Below are 20,846 nucleotides of genomic sequence, written 5' to 3' on the forward strand. Positions count from 1 at the left end.
GCGGCCGGGACCGGACGAAAGGGTTGCGGAACGATCTCGATGCGGCAACGACGAGCGCGGAACCGGCGGAATGTCAAGGTCAGGACACGATGTCCTTACGGCTGAACCCACGGAACGCGAAAGCGAGCAGGATCAGGGCATACGTCACCGATACGGCCGCGCCCTTCGCCATGCCGCCCCACTCGATCGTGGGCTGGAGCGCGTCCGCCCAGGCGAACTGCCAGTGGGCGGGCAGGAAGTCGCGCCAGGAGCCGAGCGCGGTCACGGCGTCGAGCACATTGCCGACGATGGTCAGCCCGACCGCGCCGCCCACCGCGCCGAGCGGGGCGTCCGTCCTGGTCGACAGCCAGAACGCCAGCCCCGCGGTCACCAGTTGGGACACGAAGACGAACGCGACGACCAGGGCGAGGCGCGGCACCGCGTCCCCGGCAGGCAGCGCTCCCCCGGTCGGCAACCGGAGCGGCCCCCAGCCGTAGGCCGCCGCCCCCGCCGCGAGCGCGACGAGCGGCAGCAGCACCATCGCGGCGAGGCTGAAGCCCAGCGCGACGACGAGCTTGCTCCACAGCAGCCTGGCCCGGGGCACGGGCGCGGCCAGCAGGTAGCGCAGCGAGGACCAGCTCGCCTCGGAGGCCACGGTGTCGCCGCAGAACAGCGCGACCGGGACGACGAGCAGGAAGCCCGCCGACACGAACAGGCAGGTCGCGGCGAAGTTCGCGGCGGACGCGGTCGCCGTGTCCATCAGGGTGATCCGGTCGCCGCCGTCGGGCCCCCCGTCCGGGGTGCCGCCGATCGCGAACGCGACGATCAGGACGAACGGGAGCGCGGCCAGCACCCCGCCCATGAGCAGCGTCCGGCGCCGGCGCAGCTGCCGGACCGCCTCGACGCGCAGCGGGAGGGTGCGGCGGGCCCGGTAGCCGGGTGCCTCGGGGGCCTCGGTGAGGCCGGCTGCGGTGCTCATGCGGAGCCTCCGGAGATCAGGGTGAGGAAGGCGTCCTCCAGGCGGCGGTGCGGGCCGACGCCCGTCAACGGCACGTCGAGGCGGACCAGCTCGGCGATCAGCTCCGGCGAGGTCGCCCCGTCGAGGCCGACCAGCAGCCCGTGCCCGTCGTCGGTGCGGACGGCGGAGCCGATGCCCGGCAGGGCGGCGACCTTCTCCACGAGGGGTTCGGTGAGCGGGTCGGCGGCGGTGACCAGGAGCATGTCGCCCGAGCCGGTGATCTCGGCGACCGGGCCCGCCTGGACGAGCCTGCCCCGGTCCATGACGACCAGATGCGTGCAGGACTGCTCGACCTCGGACAGGAGGTGGCTGGAGACGATCACGGTACGGCCGCCGGCCGCGTACCGGATCATCACGTCCCGCATCTCGCGGATCTGCGGCGGGTCCAGCCCGTTGGTCGGCTCGTCCAGGATGAGCAGGTCCGGCATGCCGAGCATCGCCTGGGCGATGGCGAGCCGCTGCCGCATGCCCTGGGAGTACGTCCGCACGGCGCGGGCCAGGGCGTCGCCGAGCCCGGCGATCTCCAGGGCCTCGTCGATGCGTGCGTCCTCGTCGGGGCGTCCGGTGGCCTTCCAGTACAGCTCCAGATTGGCGCGCCCGGACAGGTGCGGCAGGAAGCCCGCGCCCTCCACGAAGCAGCCGACCCGGGACAGCACGGGCGCGCCGGGGCGGATGGCCCGCCCGAAGACGCGGATCTCGCCGTCGTCGGGGGTGATGAGCCCCATGAGCATGCGCAGGGTGGTGGTCTTGCCGGCGCCGTTGGGGCCGAGCAGGCCGAGCACCTGGCCCTTCTCGACGCGGAAGGAGAGGTCGCGCACTGCGTACCTGTCGGCGGACTTGGCGTACTTCTTGGACAAGCCGGTGATCTGGAGCGGTACGTCGGCGAGCGCGGGGTCGGGGGCGGGCGTCGCGGTACGGCGCCGGGCGGTGAGCAGCAGGACCGCGGCGATCACCAGGGCGGCGGCCGGCAGCCCCCAGGTCCACCAGGGCAGTGCGGCGGAGGCGGTCTTCAGGCCGGGCGCGGTGGGAAGGGTGAGGGGCCCGTCGAGGGAGACGGTGTACGTGGCCGGCTCGGCCGGGGACGCGTAGCCGAGGTCGGTCGCGGCGAGGACCAGGCGGAGGCGGTGTCCGGCGTCGAGTTCGTGGTCGACGGAGGGCAGGGTCAGCTCGATCGGCCTGCCCTGCCGCGCGGGCGTGATCCGGTACGGGGCGACGAGCTGGGCGGGCAGCACCTGCCGCTTCCCGTCCGGCGCCACGTCGTACACCTTGCCGAACAGCACCGCGTCGCCGTGGTCGGCCTTCACGGTCACCCGGACCGTGGGGGCGCCGGTGATGCGGCGGGCGGCGGGCAGCGGGGCGGAGTCGAAGCGGGCGTACTGACCGGGGAAGTCGAGGGCGAGGCCGCCGACGCCGAGGATGGAGAGCTGGGCGAGCGGGCCGCCGACGCCGGGGACGGCGGAGACCGACGGCGGGTTGGCCCCCGCGGGGTTGTCGATCGTCTGGGCGCGCCCGTGCAGTTCCACCGTCCCGGGGCCGCTGTGCAGACCCGGGTACGTGTCGCTGCTCGCGCCCCGGGTGAGGGCGGCGCCGTCCGTGGAGTCGATGCCGCCGGTCCGGGTGACGCGGAAGGCGGGACCGGTGTCGGCGCCCTCGTCCCCCTTCAGGTAACGGTCGAACCAGGTGGTGATCCTCTTCTGTACCCGGCCGGTCTCCATGTCGCCCCCGTCGTGCCCGCCGGCCGCCCAGTCGACGGAGACGGGGGCGCCGTTGGCGGCGACGGCCTTCGCCATGGCGTCGGCCTGGCCGAGCGGGAACAGGGAGTCGGTCTGGCCCTGCACGATGAGCGCGGGGGCCTTGATGCGGTCGGCGACGGCGCTCGGGGAGCGCTCGGTGAGCAGGGCGCGCGCGGCGGCGTCCGGCTTGCCGCTGACGGCGACCCGCTCATACAGGTCGCACAGCTCCTTCTCGAAGTTTCCGCAGCCGCCGCCGGAGTTGACGAAGATCCCGGCCCAGAGCTTCTTGAACACCCCGTCCGGGAAGAGCGCGTCGGCCAGGTTCCAGTAGGTGATCTGCGGGGCGATGGCGTCGACCCGGTGGTCGTGGCCGGCGGCGAGCAGCGAGACGGCGCCGCCGTAGGACGCCCCGGTGATGCCGACGCGGGGGTCGCCCTCGGCGTCGAGCCGTACCTCGGGGCGGCCGGCGAGCCAGTCGATCAGCCGGGACACGTCCCGGACCTCGCGGTCCGGCGCGTTCAGCCCGATCTCGCCGCCCGACCTGCCGAAGCCGCGCGCGGACCAGGTGAGCACGGCGTACCCGTCGCGGGCCAGCTGCTCGGCCTGCGCCCGGGTCTCCGCCTTGCTGCCGCCGAAACCGTGGCCGATGAGCACGGCGGGCCGGCGCCCGCCGCCTCCCGCCGTGAAGTACGAGGTGTCCAGGGACACTCCGTCGACGCGCATCATCCGGTCCTGGCGGTGCACGGCCGGGCCGCTGTCGTCGGCCACCGCCGTCCAGGTGCCCGCACCGGCGAGCACGAGGAGCGCGGCCCCGGCCGCCGCCCACCGGCCTCGGGTGCGGGGCAGCAGCCGCCGCCACCGGGACGTACGCGCGTCAGGGGAGTCCATGCGCCGAGCCTATGCGGCCCGCCACCCCGTCCCGCCTGCCGCCGGGCGGATCTCCCGGGCATCCTCAAGGCGTACGGAAGCGGGCCTCGTACTCCGGACGCGGTATGCCCCGGACCGCCGGTCGCGTCGCGCGACGCCCCCGCGGTCTGGAACGCTGCCGCCATGGAACAGCCGGAAGTACTGCTCATCGGCGGGCGCGCGGGCGTGGGGAAGACGACCGTGGCCTGGGAGGTGTCGGCGCGGTTGCGGGAGGCGGGGGCCGCGCACGCGGTGGTGGACGGCGACTTCATGGGCGCCGTGCATCCCGCGCCGGACGGGGACCCGCACCGCTCCCTGATCACGGAACGCAATCTGACGGCGGTCTGGGCCAATTACGCGTCCCTCGGCCTGCGCCGCCTCGTCTACACGAACACGGTGAGCGTGCTGGCCGGTTCGGCGCCCATGTTCGAGCGTGCGATGGGGGCCGGGGTGCGGTGCGTACGGGTCCTGCTGACCGCCTCCGACGCGACGGCCGCGCAGCGGCTCACCGGCCGCGAGGTCGGTTCCGAGCTGGGGCACGAGCTGCGGAGCAGCATGCGCAAGGCCCGGCTGCTCGACGAGCACGCCCCGGCGGACACCGTGCGGGTGGCGACGGACGGGCGCGCGGTGGTGGACATCGCGCGGGAGATCGTGGAGCTGACGGGGTGGGCCTAAGGGCTGTCCTGAGCGGTGGGCAGGGGGGTGCCCTGGGGCAGCGGGTACGGCGTCTCGGCGGGCAGCAGCGCGGTAGCGGCCTCCGTCTCGCCCGCCCGTGCCAGCGCGTGGATCTCCCGGGCGAGCGGGGTGACGTCGCGGATCGAGACCGTCCACTCGTCCGCGTACCGCCGGGACGCCTCGCCGGCCAGGCCGAGTTGGAGCGAGCGGAACGGGAGCCGGTTCAGGTGCAGGTCGCGCTCGGGGTCCCACTGGACGCGGGCGGGGGCCAGGCGCAGGCCGCGCTGCCAGGTGGCGCGGTCCGGATGAACACCCCGTGCGTAGTGCGAGAGTTCGGCGTGGCCGAGCGCCCAGTCGAAGCCCTCGCGGGTGATCTCGACGGCGAGGACGGTCTCCTGCCCCTCCTTCGTCCCCCAGCCGCAGCGGTACATCATCCACAGGAAGCTCGGCTTGATCCACGTCATGCGGTCGCGTTTCCAGGCGGCGGGGAAACGCCCGTCGCGGGCCGCGGGCAGCCCGAGCGACGGGGTGTACGCCTGATAGACGGTCACCGTGCCAGCGGTGTGGAGCGCGCGGATCTGGTACCGGGGCGGGACGGCTGAGGACGCGGATGCGGTCATGCAGCCATCCCAGCACCGGCGGCGGGGAACGGGCGAACGAGTTTCCGACGGGGTCTAGCGGGCGGCGTGCATCACGCGGACGCCGGACCACACGACGACGTGGTCCCCGGTCGACGCCTTCGCGCCGGAGGTGGAGTTCCCGTAGTAGTTCCACCGCCAGGTACCGGACTTGGCGGCCTTCACCGTGGTCCTGAGCGCCCCCGTCGAGCTGGACGTCACCTTCTTGACCGTCGTGTACGAGGACGCGCCGTCCGCCTTGAACTGCAGGCTGACCGTGCGGCCCGCGTACCCCTGGTACGTGTGGGTGTCCCAGTTCGCCCGGGAGACCTTGCCGGTCACGGTGATGGTCTTGCCGATGACGACCGGCTCGGGCGCGGCGTTGACGGTGACGCGGGTGGCGCGTTGGACCTGGATTGGCATGTCCATGTCGTCGAAGTCGTAGTCGTCACCGACGTAGAAGATGCGGGCAGCGGTCCGCCAGGTCCCCGCGTCCTCGTTGCCGAAGTCGACGTGGCGCGGGTCGATGGTCAGCCATTCCTTGAAGTCGCAGATCCCCTTCGCCACGGGGTGACAGTCACTGGTGGTGATGCTGTTCCACAAACTGTCCCCGTCGGCGAGTCTTCCCCGGTAGGGATACACCACCGGTCCGTAATCGAACTTGCGCGTGGTCGTCATCCGGAAGGAGCCCGCCACCTCGACCTCCTCCTGCACCCCGATCACGATCGGCTTGCCGCCGTTGAGCGATACCCGGGAGAACGAGGCTCCCCCTTCCGCCGCCCCCGCCGGTGCCGCCGCCATCGCGGTGAACACGGCCGCCGCGCCCCCGGCCACCACCGCGTTCCACATCGTCTTCGCCACAGGTGTGACCTCGCTCTTCCCTTGAGAACCGGACCGTGTGTGTGACCACGCGCGGCCGTTCGCGGTTGTACGCCGTACGGCAACGATCGGGTCACGCGCTCGGAGCCGTACCACCGCACGCCGACGCCATGACATTCGTCATGCGGAGGTCGGTACACGCGGCTCTGCCGCGGAAGGGGTGCCGATCGGCAGTCTGTACGTGTCGAGAGCGGGAGCCACCGAGGCGCCGCCGCAACGGGAGGAACCGACATGAGCAGCCCGGCCGCCACACTCACCGCCCCCGCCGTCGACGCCCCGGCCGGCGCCGCCCCGATCGCCCCCCGCAAGGCCCTCGTGGACAGCCTGAAGCCGCTGCTGGTGGATGTCGCGATGCCGCTCGCCGCGTACTACGCGCTGAAGGCGGCGGGGCTCGGCACCTTCGGGGCGCTGGCCTGGAGCAGCGTTCTTCCGGCGGTCCGCACCGTGTGGGGTGTGGTGCGCGAGCGCCGGCTCAACGGCCTCGCGGCGCTGATGGTGTCGGTCAACGTGGTCTCGCTGCTGCTGGGCCTGGTGGCCGGTGACCCGCGGCTGATGCTCCTCAAGGACAGCGGGGTGAGCAGCATCGTCGGGCTGACGTTCCTGGTGACGGCGTTGCGGGGGCGGCCGATGCTGTCGGCGGGTCTGCGGCCGTGGCTCACCCGGGGCGAGGCCGCCAAGACGGCTGCCTGGGAACGGCTCTCCGCCGGTTCGCCGGCCTTCCGCAGGGCCGAGACCCGGTTCTCGGCGGTCTGGGGCGGGGCGCTGCTCGCCGAGTGCGTGGTGCGGGCCGTGGGCGCCTACACCGTGCCGGTCGAGACGATGGTGTGGGCCGGGACGGTGCTCATGATCGCCGCCATGGTGCTGGCCTTCCTCGTCTCGGGCCGCTTCGGGGTCGTCCCGATGGAGCGCATGATCGCGGCCGAGGCCGCCGCCTCCTCGGACCGCTGACCACCCCTCAGAACGCCGCAGGGCCACTCCGGGGGAGCGGCCCTGCGGTCATTCGCGCCCCGAAAATCCGCTTGACCTCGCCGATTACGGTTCTCGTATGACTACTTCGCCGAGGCTGGCCGAGGTCACCGCCGACAACATCGACGCCGCGATCGCCCTCAGAGTCCGGCCCGACCAGGAGCATCTGGTGGAGCCGGTCGCGACCTCCCTCGCGGAGGCCTACGTGCACCGGGCAGTGGCCTGGCCCCGGCTCGTCCTCGACGGCGACCGGCTCGTCGGCTTCCTGATGGCCTTCCTGGACATCGACTTCGAGAACGACGGCAAGGAGCACCACATCCGCTCCGGGTTGTGGCGCCTCAACATCGCGGCCGACGAACAGAAGCGCGGTTACGGCCGGTTCGCGGTCGAGTCCGTGGCCGCCGAGATCCGCCGGCGCGGCGGCACCCGGATGTACGTCACCTGGCACCCGGGCGACGACGGCCCCGAGGGCTTTTACCTCGGGCTCGGTTTCCGGCCCACCGGTGAGACGAGCGGGGGCCAGACGGTCGGGGTGCTGGAGCTGGGCTGAGTACGGGCCGGAGCCGGGGCCCCGGCCCGTGCCGGGGGTCAGTGGTTCCGGGGGAAGCCCAGGTCCACGCCCGCCGGGGCGTCCGCCGGGTCGGGCCAGCGGGTCGTGGTGACCTTGCCCCGGGTGTAGAAGCGGACGCCGTCGTTGCCGTAGATGTGGTGGTCGCCGAAGAGGGAGTCCTTCCAGCCGCCGAAGGAGTGGTAGCCGACGGGCACCGGGATCGGCACGTTGACGCCGACCATGCCGGCCTCGATCTCCAGCTGGAAGCGGCGGGCCGCTCCGCCGTCACGGGTGAAGATCGCGGTGCCGTTGCCGTACGGCGAGGCGTTCATGAGGGCGACGCCCTCCTCGTACGTCTCCACGCGCAGCACGCACAGGACCGGGCCGAAGATCTCGTCCCGGTACGCGTCGGAGTCGGTGGGGACGTGGTCCAGGAGCGAGAGGCCGATCCAGTGGCCGTCCTCGAAGCCGTCGACGGTGAAGCCGGTGCCGTCGAGGACCACTTCGGCGCCCTGGGCGGCGGCGCCGGCGACGTAGGAGGCGACCTTGTCGCGGTGGGCGGCGGTGATCAGCGGGCCCATCTCGGACGAGGGGTCCGTGCCGGGGCCGATCTTGACGCGGCCGGCCCGTTCCTTGATCCGGGCGACCAGCTCGTCGCCCACGGCGCCCACGGCGACGACGGCGGAGATCGCCATGCAGCGCTCCCCCGCCGAGCCGTACGCGGCGGAGACGGCGGCGTCGGCGGCGGCGTCCAGGTCCGCGTCGGGCAGCACCAGCATGTGGTTCTTCGCGCCGCCGAGCGCCTGCACGCGCTTGCCGTTGGCCGAGGCGGTGGCGTGGACGTGGCGGGCGATGGGCGTCGAGCCGACGAAGGAGACGGCGGCGACGTCCGGGTGGTTCAGGAGGGCGTCGACGGCGACCCGGTCCCCGTGCAGGACGTTGAGCACGCCGTCCGGCAGCCCCGCCTCGGCGGCCAGCTCGGCCAGGAGGTTGGCGGCGGACGGGTCCTTCTCGCTGGGCTTGAGCACGAAGGTGTTGCCGCAGGCGATGGCGAGCGGGAACATCCACATCGGCACCATGGCCGGGAAGTTGAACGGGGTGATCCCCGCGACGACGCCCAGCGGCTGACGGATCGAGGACACGTCGACCCGGTTCGAGACCTGGGTGGACAGCTCGCCCTTGAGCTGCGTGGTGATACCGCAGGCCAGCTCCACGATCTCCAGGCCGCGCGCCACCTCGCCCAGCGCGTCGGAGTGCACCTTGCCGTGTTCGGCGGTGATCAGCGCGGCGATCTCGTCCCGGTGGGCGTCCAGCAGCGCGTGGTAGCGGAACAGGACCGCCGTGCGGGCGGACAGCGAGGAGTCGCGCCAGGTCCGGTACGCGTCCTTCGCGGCGGCCACCGCCGTGCCGGCCTCGTCGGGCGAGGCGAACGCGACCCGGGTGGTGACGGCGCCGGTGGCCGGGTCGGTGACCTCGCCGTAGTTGCCCGAGGTGCCCTCGACGGTCTTGCCACCGATCCAGTGGTTCACGGTCTTCATGCTGAGGCTCCTTCAGAGGTGACGGCGTCGGCCGGCGCTGTGTCGTTCGTACTCTTTCCGTGCTTCGACCGCCGCGGGGCGGGTGGCCGTCCCGGCCACGGGGACATCCCACCACGCCTGCGCCCCGGGAGACCCCTGCCCGTCGCCCGGCGTTTCGGTCTCGACGTGCACGCAGACGGGCCGGTCGTCGGCGCGGGCCTCGGCGAGGGCCGCCCGCAGCTCGGCCACCGTCCCGGCGCGCAGGACCCGCATGCCGAGCGAGGCGGCATTGGCGGCGAGGTCCACCGGGAGCGGGGGGCCCGTGAAGTCCCCGTCCGCCGACCGGTGGCGGTAGGCCGTGCCGAAGCGTTCGCCGCCGGTCGCCTCGGAGAGGCCGCCGATCGAGGCGTAGCCGTGGTTCTGCAGGACGACCAGCTTGACCGGCAGGTTCTCCTGGACGGCGGTGACGATCTCGGTGGGGTTCATGAGGTAGGTGCCGTCGCCGACAAGTGCCCAGACGGGCCGGTCCGGGGCCGCCATCCGGACGCCGATCGCGGCGGGGATCTCGTAGCCCATGCAGGAGTAGCCGTACTCCACGTGGTACTGGCGCGGGGAGCGGGTCCGCCAGAGCTTGTGCAGGTCGCCGGGGAGCGAACCGGCCGCGTTGACGAGGATGTCCTCGTCGGTGACCAGCTCGTCCAGGAGGCCGAGGACCTGGGTCTGGGTGGGGCGGGCCTCCGGGTCGGGCGTGGCGTACGCGGCGTCGACGCGCCGCTCCCAGCGGGCCTTGGCCTCGGTGTACCCGGTCACGTACGCGGGGTCCGCACGGTGTCCGGCCAGGGCTTCGGTGAGGGCGTCGAGGGCGGTGCGGGCGTCGGCGACAAGGGGGAGCGCGGCGAGCTTGTGGGCGTCGAAGCCGGTGAGGTTGACGTTGAGGAAGCGGACGCCGGGGTGCTGGAAGAGGGTGGCGGACGCGGTGGTGAAGTCGGTGTACCGGGTGCCGATCCCGATGACGAGGTCGGCGGCGCGGGCGAGGTCGTCGGCGGTGGCGGTGCCGGTGTGGCCGATGCCGCCGACGTCGGCGGGGTGGTCGTGGGGCAGCGAGCCCTTGCCCGCCTGGGTGGAGGCGACGGGGATGCCGGTGGCGGCGGCGAACCCGGCGAGGGCGTCCTCGGCGGCGCTGTGGTGGACCCCGCCGCCCGCGACGACCAGGGGGCGGCGGGCGGCGCGCACGGCCCGTACGGCCCGGTCGAGTTCGTACGGGTCGGGGGCGGGGCGGCGGACGTGCCAGACGCGCTCCGCGAAGAACTCCGCCGGCCAGTCGTGCGCCTCGGCCTGGACGTCCTGCGGCAGCGCGAGGGTGACCGCGCCGGTCTCCGCCGGGTCGGCGAGGACCCGCATCGCGTGCAGGGCGGCCGGGATCAGGGCCTCGGGGCGGGTGATCCGGTCGAAGTAGCGGGAGACCGGGCGCAGGCAGTCGTTGACGGAGAGGTCGCCCGCGTAGGGCACTTCCAGCTGCTGGAGCGCGGGGTCGGCGGGGCGGGTCGCGAAGGTGTCGCCGGGCAGCAGCAGGACGGGGAGGTGGTTGACGGTGGCCAGGGCGGCGCCGGTGACGAGGTTGGTGGCGCCGGGGCCGATGGACGTGGTGACGGCGTGGGCGGACAGCCGGCCCGACTGGCGGGCGTAGCCGACGGCCGCGTGGACCATGGCCTGTTCGTTGCGGCCCTGGAGGTAGGGCATCGCGGGGCCGGTCTCCAGGAGCGCCTGGCCGATGCCGGCGACGTTGCCGTGGCCGAAGATGCCCCAGGTGGCGGCGATCAGCCGGTGGCGCGCGCCGTCGCGTTCGGCGTACTGGCGCGCGAGGAAGGCGACGAGTGCCTGGGCGGTGGTGAGGCGGCGGGTGCCGGCGGCCCCGGACGTGGCTGTCATGCGTGGTCCTCCGGTGCGTGGAGCGGCAGCCGGGGGTCGACCGGCTGGGACGGCCAGGTGTCGCGGACCCAGGTGTGGTCGGGGTGGTCGCGGATCAGCCACTCCCGCTGCTCGCCGGGGCCCGCCATGACGTTGAGGTAGTACAGGGTGCGGCCGGGCTGGGCGATGGACGGGCCGTGCCAGCCGTCCGGGATGAGGACCGCGTCGCCGCTGCGGACCTCGGCCAGCACGTCCGTACCGCCGGGGCGGGACGGGGAGACCCGGTGGTAGCCGAGGCCGCCGTCCTCGACCTCGAAGTAGTAGATCTCCTCCAGGACGGATTCCTCGCCGGGGTGGTGCTCGTCGTGTTTGTGCGGCGGGTAGGAGGACCAGTTGCCACCGGGCGTGAGGACTTCCACGGCGATGAGCCGGTCGCAGTCGAAGGCGTCGGCGGCGGCGAAGTTGTGGACCTGGCGGGAGCAGCCGCCGGCCCCGCGCAGTTCCACGCGTACCTCCGGCGCGGGGCCGTAGCGAGCGGGGAGTCGTCGCTCGCACTTCGCTCCTGCCAGGGCGAAGCGGCCGCCTGCGCCGGAGGCGATCTGTGCGTGGGCGTCGCGCGGTACATAGGCGAAGTCGGAAACGCCGCTGAACACGCTCCTCCGGCCCAGCAGTTCAAAGATCTCATCTGAGATGTGCACCGTACAGCTGCCGGTCAACGGCAGCACGATCCACTCGCACTCCCCGGTGACGAGTGTGTGAACTCCTCCCGGTTCCAGCTCCAGTACGCGGAGCCCCGAGCGCTCCCAGCCGGCCCGGTCCGGGCCGATGTCCAGGGCGTAGGGGCCGTGCGCGGTGGAGCCGGCCGGGAGGTGGTACGTCGGTTCGCCTCGCATGCTCAGGCCCTTTCGCCGTGTGCGGTGACCGCGCCCTCGGCGAGGGCGGCCTCGACCTCGTGCGGGAACGGCATGGCGGAGGAGCAGGCGAGCCGGGCGGCGACGATGGCGCCCGCGGCGTTGGCGTAGCGCACGGTGTGCGCGAGGTCCCGGCCGCCGAGCAGCCCGTGGCAGAGGGCGCCGCCGAACGCGTCGCCCGCGCCGAGGCCGTTGACCACGTCGACGGGGAGCGGCGGCACGTCGGCGACGGTGCCGTCGCGGTGGACGGCGAGGACGCCGGCCGGGCCCTGTTTGACGACGGCCAGCTCGACACCGGCGTCGATGAGGGCGCGGGCCGCCGCGTACGGTTCGCGCTCGCCGGTGGCGATCTCGCACTCGTCCAGATTGCCGACGGCGACGGTCGCGTACGCCAGGGCCTCGCGGTAACGGGCGGACGGGCTCGGTCCGGAGGCGCCGGGCGGCCAGAACACCGGGCGCCAGTCGAGGTCGAAGACGGTGATGCCGGAGCGGTCGCGGGCGCGCAGCGCGGCGAGTGTCGCCGTACGGCTCGGCTCGGCGCACAGGCCGGTACCGGTCATCCAGAACACCCGGGCGGCCCGGACCGCTTCGAGGTCCAGCTCCGAGGCGTGGATCTCCAGGTCGGGGGCCTTGGGCTGGCGGTAGAAGTAGAGGGGGAAGTCGTCGGGCGGGAAGACCTCGCAGAAGGTGACCGGGGTCGGGTAGGCGGCGACGGGCGTCACCCACCGGTCGTCGACCCCGAACTCCCGCAGCTGCTCGCGCAGATAGTCGCCGAAGGGGTCTGCGCCGGTCCGGGTCACCACGGCGGTGCGCCGGCCGAGGCGGGCGGCGGCGACGGCCACGTTGGACGGGGAACCGCCGAGGAACTTCCCGAAGGTGTCGACCCGGGCCAGCGGCACGCCCGTTCGCAGGGGGTAGAGGTCCACCCCGATCCGCCCCATGGTGATCACGTCGTACGGCTGCTCAGGCATGCGACATCCCTTCGGCTGGGCGCCTGTACCTGGATCATCTCCGCTTGGATCACCGTCAATCATTTGTACGGACATACGGACTAATTCTTGACACTCGTCTCCCCGCGTGGTGAGGCTTGGGCATGACGTCCTCCCCGGCCTCCGCGCCGCCCTGCATCCGCATCGGCTCCGCGCCCGACTCCTGGGGGGTGTGGTTCCCCGACGACCCCCGGCAGGTGCCGTGGCGGCGCTTCCTGGACGAGGTCTCCGCCGCGGGCTACGAGTGGATCGAGCTGGGTCCGTACGGTTACCTCCCCACCGATCCGGCCCGCCTCGCGGACGAGACCGGCAGCCGGGGGCTCTCCGTCTCCGCGGGCACCGTTTTCACCGGATTGCACCACGGGCCGGACGTCTGGGACCGGACCTGGGAGCATGTCGCCGGCATCGCGGCACTCACCCGGGCGATGGGCGCCGGCCACCTCGTGGTCATCCCCTCCTTCTGGCGCGACGACAAGACGGGCGAGGTGCTGGAGGACCGGTTCCTCACGGCCGGCCAGTGGCGCGACCTCACCACGCAGACCGAGCGGCTGGCGCGCGAGGTCCGGGACCGTTACGGGCTGCGCGTCGTCGTCCACCCCCATGCGGACACCCACATCGACACCGAGGAGAACGTCGCCCGCTTCCTCGACGCCACCGACCCGGACCTGGTCTCGCTCTGCCTGGACACCGGGCACTACGCGTACTGCGGCGGCGACAGCGTCGAGCTGATCGAGACGTACGGCGAGCGCATCGGCTACCTCCACCTGAAGCAGGTGGACCCGGCGGTCCTCGCCCAGGTGGTCGCGGACGAGGTGCCGTTCGGTCCCGCCGTGGCGCGCGGCGTGATGTGCGAACCGCCGGGCGGGGTCCCGGCCCTGGAGCCGGTGCTCGCCGCCGCCCGCCGGCTGGACGTCGACCTGTTCGCCATCGTCGAGCAGGACATGTACCCGTGTCCGCCCGACCGCCCCTTCCCGATCGCCCGCCGCACCCGCGACTACCTCCGCTCCTGCGGGAGGCCGTGACACTTCCGGACCTCCGGCCAGTGACGTGAGGCCGGTACGGGCTGTTGTCCTGGGTGAGATCGGGCCTCCGGGCCCGCCCCCGCACTCACCGAGGAGCGACCTCCATGTCCGGCACCGCCTTGTCCCCGCAGCCCCCGCAGCAGCCCTCGCAGTCCCCGCCGCGTCCTCGCCGGTCCGCCGGCGCCTCGGCCCTGACCACCGGCCTCCTGGCCGCCCTCGCGCTGGCCACCGCCGTGACCGTGGCCCCGGGGGCCGCCGCGGACGCGGAGAACGTGCCGCCGGCCGGCTCCAGCCCCGTGTGCGCCTTCTACGACGGGGACGGGCTGACCGTCTTCGGCGACCGGGGCGACCGCGCCTTCCAGGTGCAGTGCATGCTGGCCAACTGGCGCTACCTGCCGTGGGACGCGGTGGACGGGACGTTCGGCCTGCGCACCCTGGACGCCGTCCGGCGCTTCCAGGCCGACCACCCGCCCCTGCTCGGCACCGGCCTGGTCGACGCGGACACCTGGGCCGCGCTCTGGCGCGGCGACACCCCGGTCGACGGCGCGGCGTGAGGGTGGCGGGGCGGCGGGCCGGGCCGGGGGCGGCGGGCCGGGCCGGCCGGGCGGGCGGAGGTCCGGGCCCCGTGCCGCTCCTCCGCCCGCCCCCTCCGGCTCACGCGCCGCTGGGCACCCGCCCCGCCTCGGCGTCCCGCTCGGGTATGGACTCCGGCGCCTGGGGCCGCCCCGGCTCGCCCTCGCTCAGGCCGAACCGCCGGTGGAACCTGCGCAGCGGTGCCGGCGCCCACCAGCTCGCCCGGCCCATCAGCTTCATCACCGTCGGGACGAGCAGACTGCGGACCACCATCGCGTCCATGAGCACGGCGAGCGCGATGCCGAGGCCGAGCATCTTGGTGTTGGTCACCCGGGAGGTGCCGATGGCGACCATCACGACCGCCAGGATCACGGCCGCCGCGGTGATCAGCCCGCCGGTGCGCCGCAGCCCGAAGGAGACCGCCTGTTCGTGGTCGCCGGTGCGGTCGTACTCCTCCTTGATCCGGGAGAGCAGGAACACCCCGTAGTCCATGGAGAGTCCGAAGGCGACGCAGAACATGAGCACCGGAAGCGTCGTCTCTATGTCCCCGGTGCTGGTGAAGGCGAGCAGCCCGGAGAGGTGGCCGTCCTGGAAGACCCAGACGACGGCCCCGAACATCGCGGTGAGACTCAGGGCGTTGAGCACGACGGCCTGGACGGGGATCAGGACGCTCCCGGTCAGCAGGAACACCAGCAGCAGCGTCACCACGGCGATGATGCCCACGGCCCACGGCAGCCGGTCGCCGATGGCGGCCTTGGAGTCCACCAGGACGGCGGCCGTGCCCGTCACCGAGGTGTCGAAGGGGGCGGACTCGGCGCGCAGGTCCTTCACCAGGCGCTGGGCCTCCTCCCCCACCGGCTCGCCCTCGCCCTGCACGCTGAAGTAGGCGGTCCGCCCCTCCGTGACCGGGCCGTCGACGCGCAGGACCCCGGGGAGCGCGGCGAGCCGGCCGCGGTACTCGGCGTACTGGGCGGGTGTCGCCGCACCCTCGGCCAGGATGTCGAGGCTCCCGCCGGGGCTGCCGGGGAAGCCGTCCCGCAGGTGCTGCTGCACCACGTGGGACTCGGAGGCCGGGGGCAGCTGCCGGTCGTCCGCCGTACCGAACTTCACGCCCAGGAAGGGCAGTCCGAGGAGGACGAGCCCGACGCTCGTGACGACCGCGAACACCGGCGCCCTGCGCATCACCAGCGCCGTGAACCGGGCCCAGCCCGCACCGGCCCCGTCCCGCGGCTTCACGCGCCCCCGCCGCAGTGGCTTCCGCAGGTCGAGGGAGTTGACCCGGGGGCCGAGGAGCATCAGCGCGGCCGGCAGGAGGATCAGCGCGGCGGCGGCGGCGAGGAGGACCACGGCGATCCCCGCGTAGGCGAAGGAGCGCAGGAAGTACTGCGGGAAGACCAGCATCGCGGCGAGCGACACCGCGACGGTCAGCGCGGAGAACAGCACGGTCCGGCCCGCCGTGCGCAGCGTCGCGCCGATGGCCGTCCGGGTCGGGGCACCGGCCGCCAGCTCCTCGCGGAACCGGCGCACGATGAACAGGGCGTAGTCGATGGCGAGTCCGAGTCCGAGTGCCGTGGTGAGGTTCTGAGCGAAGACGGAGACGTCGGTGAACTCGGTGATCCCGCGCAGCACCGCATTGGTCCCCAGGATGGCGACGATGCCCACCCCCAGGGGCAGCAGGGCGGCGATCGCGCTGCCGAAGACCATGACGAGCAGCACCAGCGTCACCGGCAGGGCGATCATCTCGGCCTTCAGCAGGTCCTCCTGGATGATCGTCTGCATCTCGTGCCGCACGGCCACCGGACCGCCGACCGACACCTTCACCGGCCCGTGCTCGCCCCGGAAGGCCGGGGCTATCCGGTCCAGCACCTCGCCCGACGCCTTGTCGTCGCCCGCGATCCGGGCGGCGATCAGCGCCTCCCCGCCGTCCTCCGCGCGCAGCGCGGGCGCCTTGTCCTGCCAGTAGGAGCGGACGCCCACGACATCCGCCTCGCCGGCCAGCCGCTCGGCCAGGCGCGCCGCCTCGGCGGCCACGGCCGGGTCGTCGACGGAGGCCGCGCCGCTGTCGACGAGCAGCAGCAGGTTCGGCCGGGAGGCGGGGAACTCGCGCTCCAGCGCCTTCGTCGCGTAGGTCGACTCGGCGTCCGGGGCCTCCCAGCCGCCGCTGCCCATCCGGTCGGCGACCCCGCTGCCCGCGAGGACCGCGAGCGCGGTGATCAGCAGAGCCGCCAGGAGCGAGAGCCGGGGACGCGCGGTGACGAAGCGCGTCCAGCCTCCCGGTCGCTGCGGGCCGTTGGCTTCAGGCATGGCGCGATGTCCCCTTTTCCCCCGGATCCGGGCGTGCGGGGCGGCAGCACGAGGCAGCCGCGCAGGGCAGCATGGATCAGTCATTGCCACATACACTGGCAAACACGAGTCATCGCTCGCGTTTCTCAAGAATGCGAGCGACCACTCGTGTTTGTCAACAGCGCACGAAAGCTGGGGATTCACCGTGCCGCAGTCCAGAGCGGCGGGCGCCGGAGACGCCGGGGCCGCCGAAGACGCCGGGTCCACCGACAAGGCCGCCACCCCTGCCCGGCCGCGCAGGCGGCAGGCCCGGGGCGAGGCCCGTATCGCGCAGTTGCTGAAGGCCGCCGCCGTCGTGTTCTGCACGACCGGTTACACCGCGGCGAGCACCAACGCGATCGCGCGCGAGGCCGGGGTCTCCCCCGGCACGCTGTACCAGTTCTTCCCCAACAAGGAGGCCATCGCGGTCGAACTCGGCGACCACCTCCTGACCCGCTGGCGGGAGACCTACGGGGCCGCCTTCCTGGCCGACCACCTGGAACTCCCCCTGGACCGGATGCTCGACGCGACCCTCGACCCGCTGATCGAGTTCAACTGCGCGAACCCGGCCTTCACCGTCCTGATGCACGGCTCCGAGATCCCCGGGATGGTCACCAAGGACCACGACGCCGTACACGTCACGATGCTCAGCCGCGTCGAGACGATCCTGGCCGGGTACCTGCCGGACAAGCCGCCCGCCGAGGTCACCCGGATCGCCACGATGATCTTCAACATCTTCAAGTCCGGGCTCGACGTGATCATGGCGCACGAGGGGGACGAGCGGCAGGCGTACATCCGGGAGATGAAGACCGTCCTCCACCGGTACCTCGAACCCATGCTCCCCGACGACACGCCATCCGCCCCTCGGTCGCACCATACCCCCTAGGGGTATAAAGTGGGGACTGTGGAGGCGCACCGCTGTGCGTCCCTCCGCCCCTGTGTGCCCGTCGAAGAGGAGAACACGATGACCGCCGAGACCCAGCTCCCCCAGGCGACCGGCTCCTGCTGCTCGCCCAGCGGTTCCTGCCACGACGGCGCGGGCGCCGACGCCGGGCAGTCCGGCGTGACCACCGTCTACCAGGTGACCGGCATGACCTGCGGCCACTGCGAGGGCGCCGTCTCCGAGGAGGTCTCCGCCATCGAGGGTGTCACCTCCGTGAAGGCGGTGGCGTCCACCGGGCAGGTGACCGTGGTCTCGCAGGGCCCCCTGGACGACGAGGCCGTACGTGCCGCCGTCGACGAGGCCGGTTACGAGCTCACCGGCCGCGTCTGACCGCCCCGGTAACCACCCACCCGCGTCACCCCTCCCGACCGGGCCGCACCGACCAGCAGATACTGGTGGGGTACGGCCCGGTCGGCGTTCCAGGAGCTCGGACATGCACAGCGCATCGGACACCCACAGCGCGGCGGAGGCCGGCGCCCCGGCGGCGGAGCCTTCCCGGGCCGAGTTCATGATCGGCGGGATGACCTGCGCCTCGTGCGCGGCCCGCGTCGAGAAGAAGCTCAACCGGATGGACGGCGTCACGGCCACCGTGAACTACGCCACGGAGAAGGCCCGCGTCAGCTACGACGGCGCCGCCGTCTCCGTGAACGATCTCGTCGCCACGGTGGAGAGGACCGGCTACACGGCGAAGCCGCTGCCCGGGACGGCCCCACGGCCCCCCGGGCCCGCCGCCGCCCCGGAAGCCCCGCAGCCCGCCACTCCGGAGGCCCCGAAGGCCCCGCAGGCCGCCACCCCGGAAGCCCCGGAAGCCCCGCAGCCCGCCGCCCCCTCCCGCCCGGAGCCCGGGCCGCCCGCGCCCCGGCCGCAACCGGAACCCGGACCGGAAGCCCCGTCGCGCTCGGACGACGCCCCCGACCCCGCCCTCACCGCCCTCCGGCAGCGGCTCGTCGTCTCTACCGTGCTCGCCACCCCCGTGGCCGCCCTGGCGATGATCCCCGTCCTCCAGTTCGACTCCTGGCAGTGGCTCTCGCTCACCCTCGCCGCGCCCGTCGTGGTCTGGGGCGGGCTCCCCTTCCACCGGGCCGCCTGGACCAACCTGAGGCACGGCGCGGCGACCATGGACACCCTCGTGTCCGTCGGGACGCTCGCCGCCTTCGGCTGGTCGCTGTGGGCGCTGTTCCTCGGGGACGCCGGGATGCCCGGCATGCGGCACGGCTTCGACCTGACGGCCTCCCGGGCCGACGCCTCGACCACCCTCTACCTGGAGGTGGCGGCGGGCGTCGTCACCTTCATCCTGCTGGGCCGCTACCTGGAAGCGAAGTCCAAGCGGAGGGCCGGGTCCGCGCTGCGCGCCCTGATGCACCTCGGCGCCAAGGACGTGACGGTCCTGCGGGACGGCGCCGGGGTCCGCGTGCCCGTCGGCCGGCTCGTCGTGGGCGACCGCTTCCTGGTGCGCCCCGGCGAGAAGATCGCCACGGACGGCACGGTGGTCGAGGGCTCCTCGGCGGTGGACGCGTCCATGCTCACCGGCGAATCCGTCCCGGTGGACGTGGGCGTGGGGGACGCGGTGACCGGCGCGACGCTCAACGCGGGCGGCCGCCTCGTCGTGGAGGCGACCCGCGTCGGCGCGGACACCCAGCTGGCCCGGATGGCGAAGCTGGTCGAGGACGCGCAGAACGGCAAGGCCGAGGTACAGCGCCTGGCGGACCGGATCTCGGCGGTGTTCGTCCCGGCCGTCCTGCTGATCGCCCTCGCCACGCTCATCGGATGGCTGCTGGCCACCGACGACGTGACGGCCTCGTTCACGGCGGCGGTGGCGGTCCTGATCATCGCCTGCCCGTGCGCGCTGGGCCTCGCCACACCGACCGCGCTGATGGTCGGCACCGGGCGCGGCGCCCAGCTCGGCATCCTGATCAAGGGCCCCGAGGTCCTGGAGTCCACCCGCCGGGTCGACACCATCGTCCTGGACAAGACCGGCACCGTCACCACCGGCCGGATGACCCTCCAGGCCGTCCACACCACCCCCGGCACCACCGAAACCGACGCCCTCCGCCTCGCCGGCGCCCTGGAACACGCCTCCGAACACCCCATCGCCCAGGCGGTGGCGACCGGGGCCGCCGAACGCACCGGCGCACCCCTCCCCACCCCCGAGGACTTCACCAACCTCCCCGGACTCGGCGTCCGGGGCGTGGTCGACGGCCGCGCCGTCCTCGTCGGGCGCCCCCGGCTGCTCACCGAGGCCGGGATCACCCTCCCCGACGCCCTGGACGCCGCCGTCACGGACGCCGCCGCTCAAGGGCGTACGGCCGTCGCGGTCGGCTGGGACGGCGAGGCGCGCGCGGTCCTGGAGGTCGCCGACGCGATCAAGGACACCAGCGCGGAGGCCGTCGCCGCGCTCCGGGATCTCGGCCTGACACCGATCCTGCTGACCGGGGACAACCGCGCCGTGGCGGAGTCCGTGGCGCGCGAGGCCGGGATCGAGGAGGTCCGCGCCGAGGTGCTGCCGGAGGAGAAGGCGCACGTCATCCGGGGTCTGCAGGAGCGGGGGCGGGTCGTCGCCATGGTCGGCGACGGGGTCAACGACGCCGCCGCGCTGGCCCAGGCCGACCTGGGCCTGGCGATGGGCACCGGCACGGACGCGGCGATCGAGGCGAGCGACCTGACGCTGGTTCGTGGAGATCTCAAGGTGACAGCAGACGCCATCCGCCTCTCCCGGCGCACCCTCACCACCATCAAGGGCAACCTTTTCTGGGCATTCGGTTACAACGTGGCCGCCCTACCCCTTGCGGCATTTGGGCTGCTCAACCCTATGATTGCCGGAGCGGCGATGGCCTTCTCATCGGTCTTCGTCGTCACGAACAGCCTGCGCCTGCGGTCCTTCACGTAATGTCCACAATGAGATCCAGATCACATCGGTTTCAGGGTAACCATTCGATGGGTTCGTAAGTCTTAGAGTGCGATGCCAAGGATGTCTTGGGGGACGTCCTGCGGAGCATCTTGGGGGATGCTCCGGGCAAGAGTGGGCCGGGGCACGTACACCGGGGAGCTTTGAGCGGCCCTCCCGTCGGTACGTACCCCGGCAGACCACAGCGCAGTGAGCAGGACGAGCAGTACCGAGGCACAGCCCAGGAGCTACGGCTCCCACTGAACGCCCGGCCGGATCCCGTGGGGGGAATCCGCTCCGGGACATGGGAAGCGCCTCGCTGTCGGCCCGTGGGGGGATCGACGGCGAGGCGCTTCTCTCTTGCGCGGGAGCGCTCCCGGCCACTCGCGCGACAGCGCTCCCGGGACACCGACGCCCCCGCCGCCGCGTCGCTCGGGGCGATGGCGCGGCAGAC

Annotated in this window: 17 protein-coding genes; 8 read left to right on the forward strand and 9 right to left on the reverse strand. The window is 73.2% G+C overall.

Annotated features, from left to right (window positions below; translation table 11 throughout):
• Positions 1-79: 79 nt before the first annotated feature.
• Positions 80-958: an ABC transporter permease gene (locus ACFUJY_RS15215; RefSeq protein WP_383298835.1), complete on the reverse strand. Its 879-nt coding sequence runs from the start codon at positions 956-958 to the stop codon at positions 80-82.
• Positions 955-3,618 carry an alpha/beta fold hydrolase gene (locus ACFUJY_RS15220; protein WP_383298838.1) on the reverse strand — a complete coding sequence of 888 codons (2,664 nt, stop codon included), beginning with the start codon at positions 3,616-3,618 and terminating at the stop codon, positions 955-957. The genes ACFUJY_RS15215 and ACFUJY_RS15220 overlap by 4 nt, the downstream gene beginning before the upstream one ends.
• Positions 3,619-3,780: 162 nt before the next feature.
• Between ACFUJY_RS15220 and ACFUJY_RS15225 the strand changes: the two genes are divergently transcribed.
• Positions 3,781-4,311, forward strand: coding sequence for a hypothetical protein (locus tag ACFUJY_RS15225; protein WP_383298841.1), 531 nt, complete (start codon positions 3,781-3,783; stop codon positions 4,309-4,311).
• On the opposite strand, the gene ACFUJY_RS15230 is transcribed toward ACFUJY_RS15225, so the two are convergent.
• Together ACFUJY_RS15230 and ACFUJY_RS15235 are read right to left on the reverse strand one after the other, a co-directional pair.
• Positions 4,308-4,931 (reverse strand): DUF4291 domain-containing protein, encoded by a 624-nt coding sequence (locus ACFUJY_RS15230; protein WP_383298844.1) that lies wholly within the window; start codon positions 4,929-4,931, stop codon positions 4,308-4,310. The genes ACFUJY_RS15225 and ACFUJY_RS15230 overlap by 4 nt on opposite strands.
• Before the next feature lie 54 nt (positions 4,932-4,985).
• Positions 4,986-5,777 (reverse strand): hypothetical protein, encoded by a 792-nt coding sequence (locus ACFUJY_RS15235; protein WP_383299399.1) that lies wholly within the window; start codon positions 5,775-5,777, stop codon positions 4,986-4,988.
• Positions 5,778-6,038: 261 nt separating this feature from the next.
• Between ACFUJY_RS15235 and ACFUJY_RS15240 the strand changes: the two genes are divergently transcribed.
• A complete protein-coding gene (locus ACFUJY_RS15240) occupies positions 6,039-6,755 on the forward strand; it encodes a VC0807 family protein (protein WP_383298847.1) in 717 nt (238 codons plus the stop codon).
• Between the two features lie 97 nt (positions 6,756-6,852).
• Positions 6,853-7,323 (forward strand): GNAT family N-acetyltransferase, encoded by a 471-nt coding sequence (locus tag ACFUJY_RS15245; RefSeq protein WP_383298850.1) that lies wholly within the window; start codon positions 6,853-6,855, stop codon positions 7,321-7,323.
• A gap of 38 nt (positions 7,324-7,361) precedes the next feature.
• Here the strand turns inward: ACFUJY_RS15245 and ACFUJY_RS15250 are convergent, their stop codons facing one another.
• Genes ACFUJY_RS15250 through iolC form a run of 4 tightly spaced genes read right to left on the reverse strand, consistent with a single transcriptional unit; the run spans position 7,362 to position 12,630 of the window.
• A complete protein-coding gene (locus ACFUJY_RS15250) occupies positions 7,362-8,861 on the reverse strand; it encodes a CoA-acylating methylmalonate-semialdehyde dehydrogenase (RefSeq protein WP_383298853.1) in 1,500 nt (499 codons plus the stop codon).
• A gap of 12 nt (positions 8,862-8,873) precedes the next feature.
• Positions 8,874-10,769 carry a 3D-(3,5/4)-trihydroxycyclohexane-1,2-dione acylhydrolase (decyclizing) gene (gene iolD / locus ACFUJY_RS15255; RefSeq protein ID WP_383298856.1) on the reverse strand — a complete coding sequence of 632 codons (1,896 nt, stop codon included), beginning with the start codon at positions 10,767-10,769 and terminating at the stop codon, positions 8,874-8,876.
• Positions 10,766-11,641: a 5-deoxy-glucuronate isomerase gene (gene iolB, locus ACFUJY_RS15260; RefSeq protein WP_383298860.1), complete on the reverse strand. Its 876-nt coding sequence runs from the start codon at positions 11,639-11,641 to the stop codon at positions 10,766-10,768. The genes iolD and iolB overlap by 4 nt, the downstream gene beginning before the upstream one ends.
• 2 nt (positions 11,642-11,643) lie before the next feature.
• Entirely contained in the window at positions 11,644-12,630 is a 987-nt protein-coding gene (iolC, locus tag ACFUJY_RS15265) for a 5-dehydro-2-deoxygluconokinase (protein ID WP_383298863.1), read from the reverse strand.
• Positions 12,631-12,752: 122 nt separating this feature from the next.
• Between iolC and ACFUJY_RS15270 the strand changes: the two genes are divergently transcribed.
• Both ACFUJY_RS15270 and ACFUJY_RS15275 read left to right on the forward strand, forming a co-directional pair.
• Positions 12,753-13,670 (forward strand): sugar phosphate isomerase/epimerase family protein, encoded by a 918-nt coding sequence (locus ACFUJY_RS15270; RefSeq protein ID WP_383298866.1) that lies wholly within the window; start codon positions 12,753-12,755, stop codon positions 13,668-13,670.
• A 104-nt stretch (positions 13,671-13,774) separates the two neighbouring features.
• Positions 13,775-14,224 (forward strand): peptidoglycan-binding protein, encoded by a 450-nt coding sequence (locus ACFUJY_RS15275; protein ID WP_383298869.1) that lies wholly within the window; start codon positions 13,775-13,777, stop codon positions 14,222-14,224.
• Positions 14,225-14,324: 100 nt separating this feature from the next.
• Here the strand turns inward: ACFUJY_RS15275 and ACFUJY_RS15280 are convergent, their stop codons facing one another.
• Positions 14,325-16,547: an MMPL family transporter gene (locus ACFUJY_RS15280; protein WP_383298871.1), complete on the reverse strand. Its 2,223-nt coding sequence runs from the start codon at positions 16,545-16,547 to the stop codon at positions 14,325-14,327.
• Positions 16,548-16,731: 184 nt separating this feature from the next.
• On the opposite strand from ACFUJY_RS15280, the gene ACFUJY_RS15285 reads away from it, so the two are divergent.
• The 3 genes from ACFUJY_RS15285 to ACFUJY_RS15295 all read left to right on the forward strand — a co-directional run bounded on the left by ACFUJY_RS15285 (position 16,732) and on the right by ACFUJY_RS15295 (position 20,395).
• Positions 16,732-17,451, forward strand: coding sequence for a TetR family transcriptional regulator (locus ACFUJY_RS15285; protein ID WP_383298874.1), 720 nt, complete (start codon positions 16,732-16,734; stop codon positions 17,449-17,451).
• 78 nt (positions 17,452-17,529) lie between these two features.
• Positions 17,530-17,838: a heavy-metal-associated domain-containing protein gene (locus ACFUJY_RS15290; protein ID WP_383298877.1), complete on the forward strand. Its 309-nt coding sequence runs from the start codon at positions 17,530-17,532 to the stop codon at positions 17,836-17,838.
• A 103-nt stretch (positions 17,839-17,941) separates the two neighbouring features.
• Positions 17,942-20,395 (forward strand): heavy metal translocating P-type ATPase, encoded by a 2,454-nt coding sequence (locus tag ACFUJY_RS15295; RefSeq protein ID WP_383298879.1) that lies wholly within the window; start codon positions 17,942-17,944, stop codon positions 20,393-20,395.
• Positions 20,396-20,846: the final 451 nt, after the last annotated feature.

This window comes from Streptomyces sp. NPDC057249, assembly GCF_042669245.1.
Classification (GTDB): Bacteria; Actinomycetota; Actinomycetes; order Streptomycetales; family Streptomycetaceae; genus Streptomyces.

Bases quoted from the DNA above. Each gene is read 5' to 3' on its own strand.
- ACFUJY_RS15215 (WP_383298835.1), bottom strand. From the start codon at position 958: ATGAGCACCGCAGCCGGCCTCACCGAGGCCCCCGAGGCACCCGGCTAC.
- ACFUJY_RS15220 (WP_383298838.1), bottom strand. From the start codon at position 3,618: ATGGACTCCCCTGACGCGCGTACGTCCCGGTGGCGGCGGCTGCTGCCC.
- ACFUJY_RS15225 (WP_383298841.1), top strand. From the start codon at position 3,781: ATGGAACAGCCGGAAGTACTGCTCATCGGCGGGCGCGCGGGCGTGGGG.
- ACFUJY_RS15230 (WP_383298844.1), bottom strand. From the start codon at position 4,931: ATGACCGCATCCGCGTCCTCAGCCGTCCCGCCCCGGTACCAGATCCGC.
- ACFUJY_RS15235 (WP_383299399.1), bottom strand. From the start codon at position 5,777: ATGTGGAACGCGGTGGTGGCCGGGGGCGCGGCGGCCGTGTTCACCGCG.
- ACFUJY_RS15240 (WP_383298847.1), top strand. From the start codon at position 6,039: ATGAGCAGCCCGGCCGCCACACTCACCGCCCCCGCCGTCGACGCCCCG.
- ACFUJY_RS15245 (WP_383298850.1), top strand. From the start codon at position 6,853: ATGACTACTTCGCCGAGGCTGGCCGAGGTCACCGCCGACAACATCGAC.
- ACFUJY_RS15250 (WP_383298853.1), bottom strand. From the start codon at position 8,861: ATGAAGACCGTGAACCACTGGATCGGTGGCAAGACCGTCGAGGGCACC.
- iolD (WP_383298856.1), bottom strand. From the start codon at position 10,769: ATGACAGCCACGTCCGGGGCCGCCGGCACCCGCCGCCTCACCACCGCC.
- iolB (WP_383298860.1), bottom strand. From the start codon at position 11,641: ATGCGAGGCGAACCGACGTACCACCTCCCGGCCGGCTCCACCGCGCAC.
- iolC (WP_383298863.1), bottom strand. From the start codon at position 12,630: ATGCCTGAGCAGCCGTACGACGTGATCACCATGGGGCGGATCGGGGTG.
- ACFUJY_RS15270 (WP_383298866.1), top strand. From the start codon at position 12,753: ATGACGTCCTCCCCGGCCTCCGCGCCGCCCTGCATCCGCATCGGCTCC.
- ACFUJY_RS15275 (WP_383298869.1), top strand. From the start codon at position 13,775: ATGTCCGGCACCGCCTTGTCCCCGCAGCCCCCGCAGCAGCCCTCGCAG.
- ACFUJY_RS15280 (WP_383298871.1), bottom strand. From the start codon at position 16,547: ATGCCTGAAGCCAACGGCCCGCAGCGACCGGGAGGCTGGACGCGCTTC.
- ACFUJY_RS15290 (WP_383298877.1), top strand. From the start codon at position 17,530: ATGACCGCCGAGACCCAGCTCCCCCAGGCGACCGGCTCCTGCTGCTCG.
- ACFUJY_RS15295 (WP_383298879.1), top strand. From the start codon at position 17,942: ATGCACAGCGCATCGGACACCCACAGCGCGGCGGAGGCCGGCGCCCCG.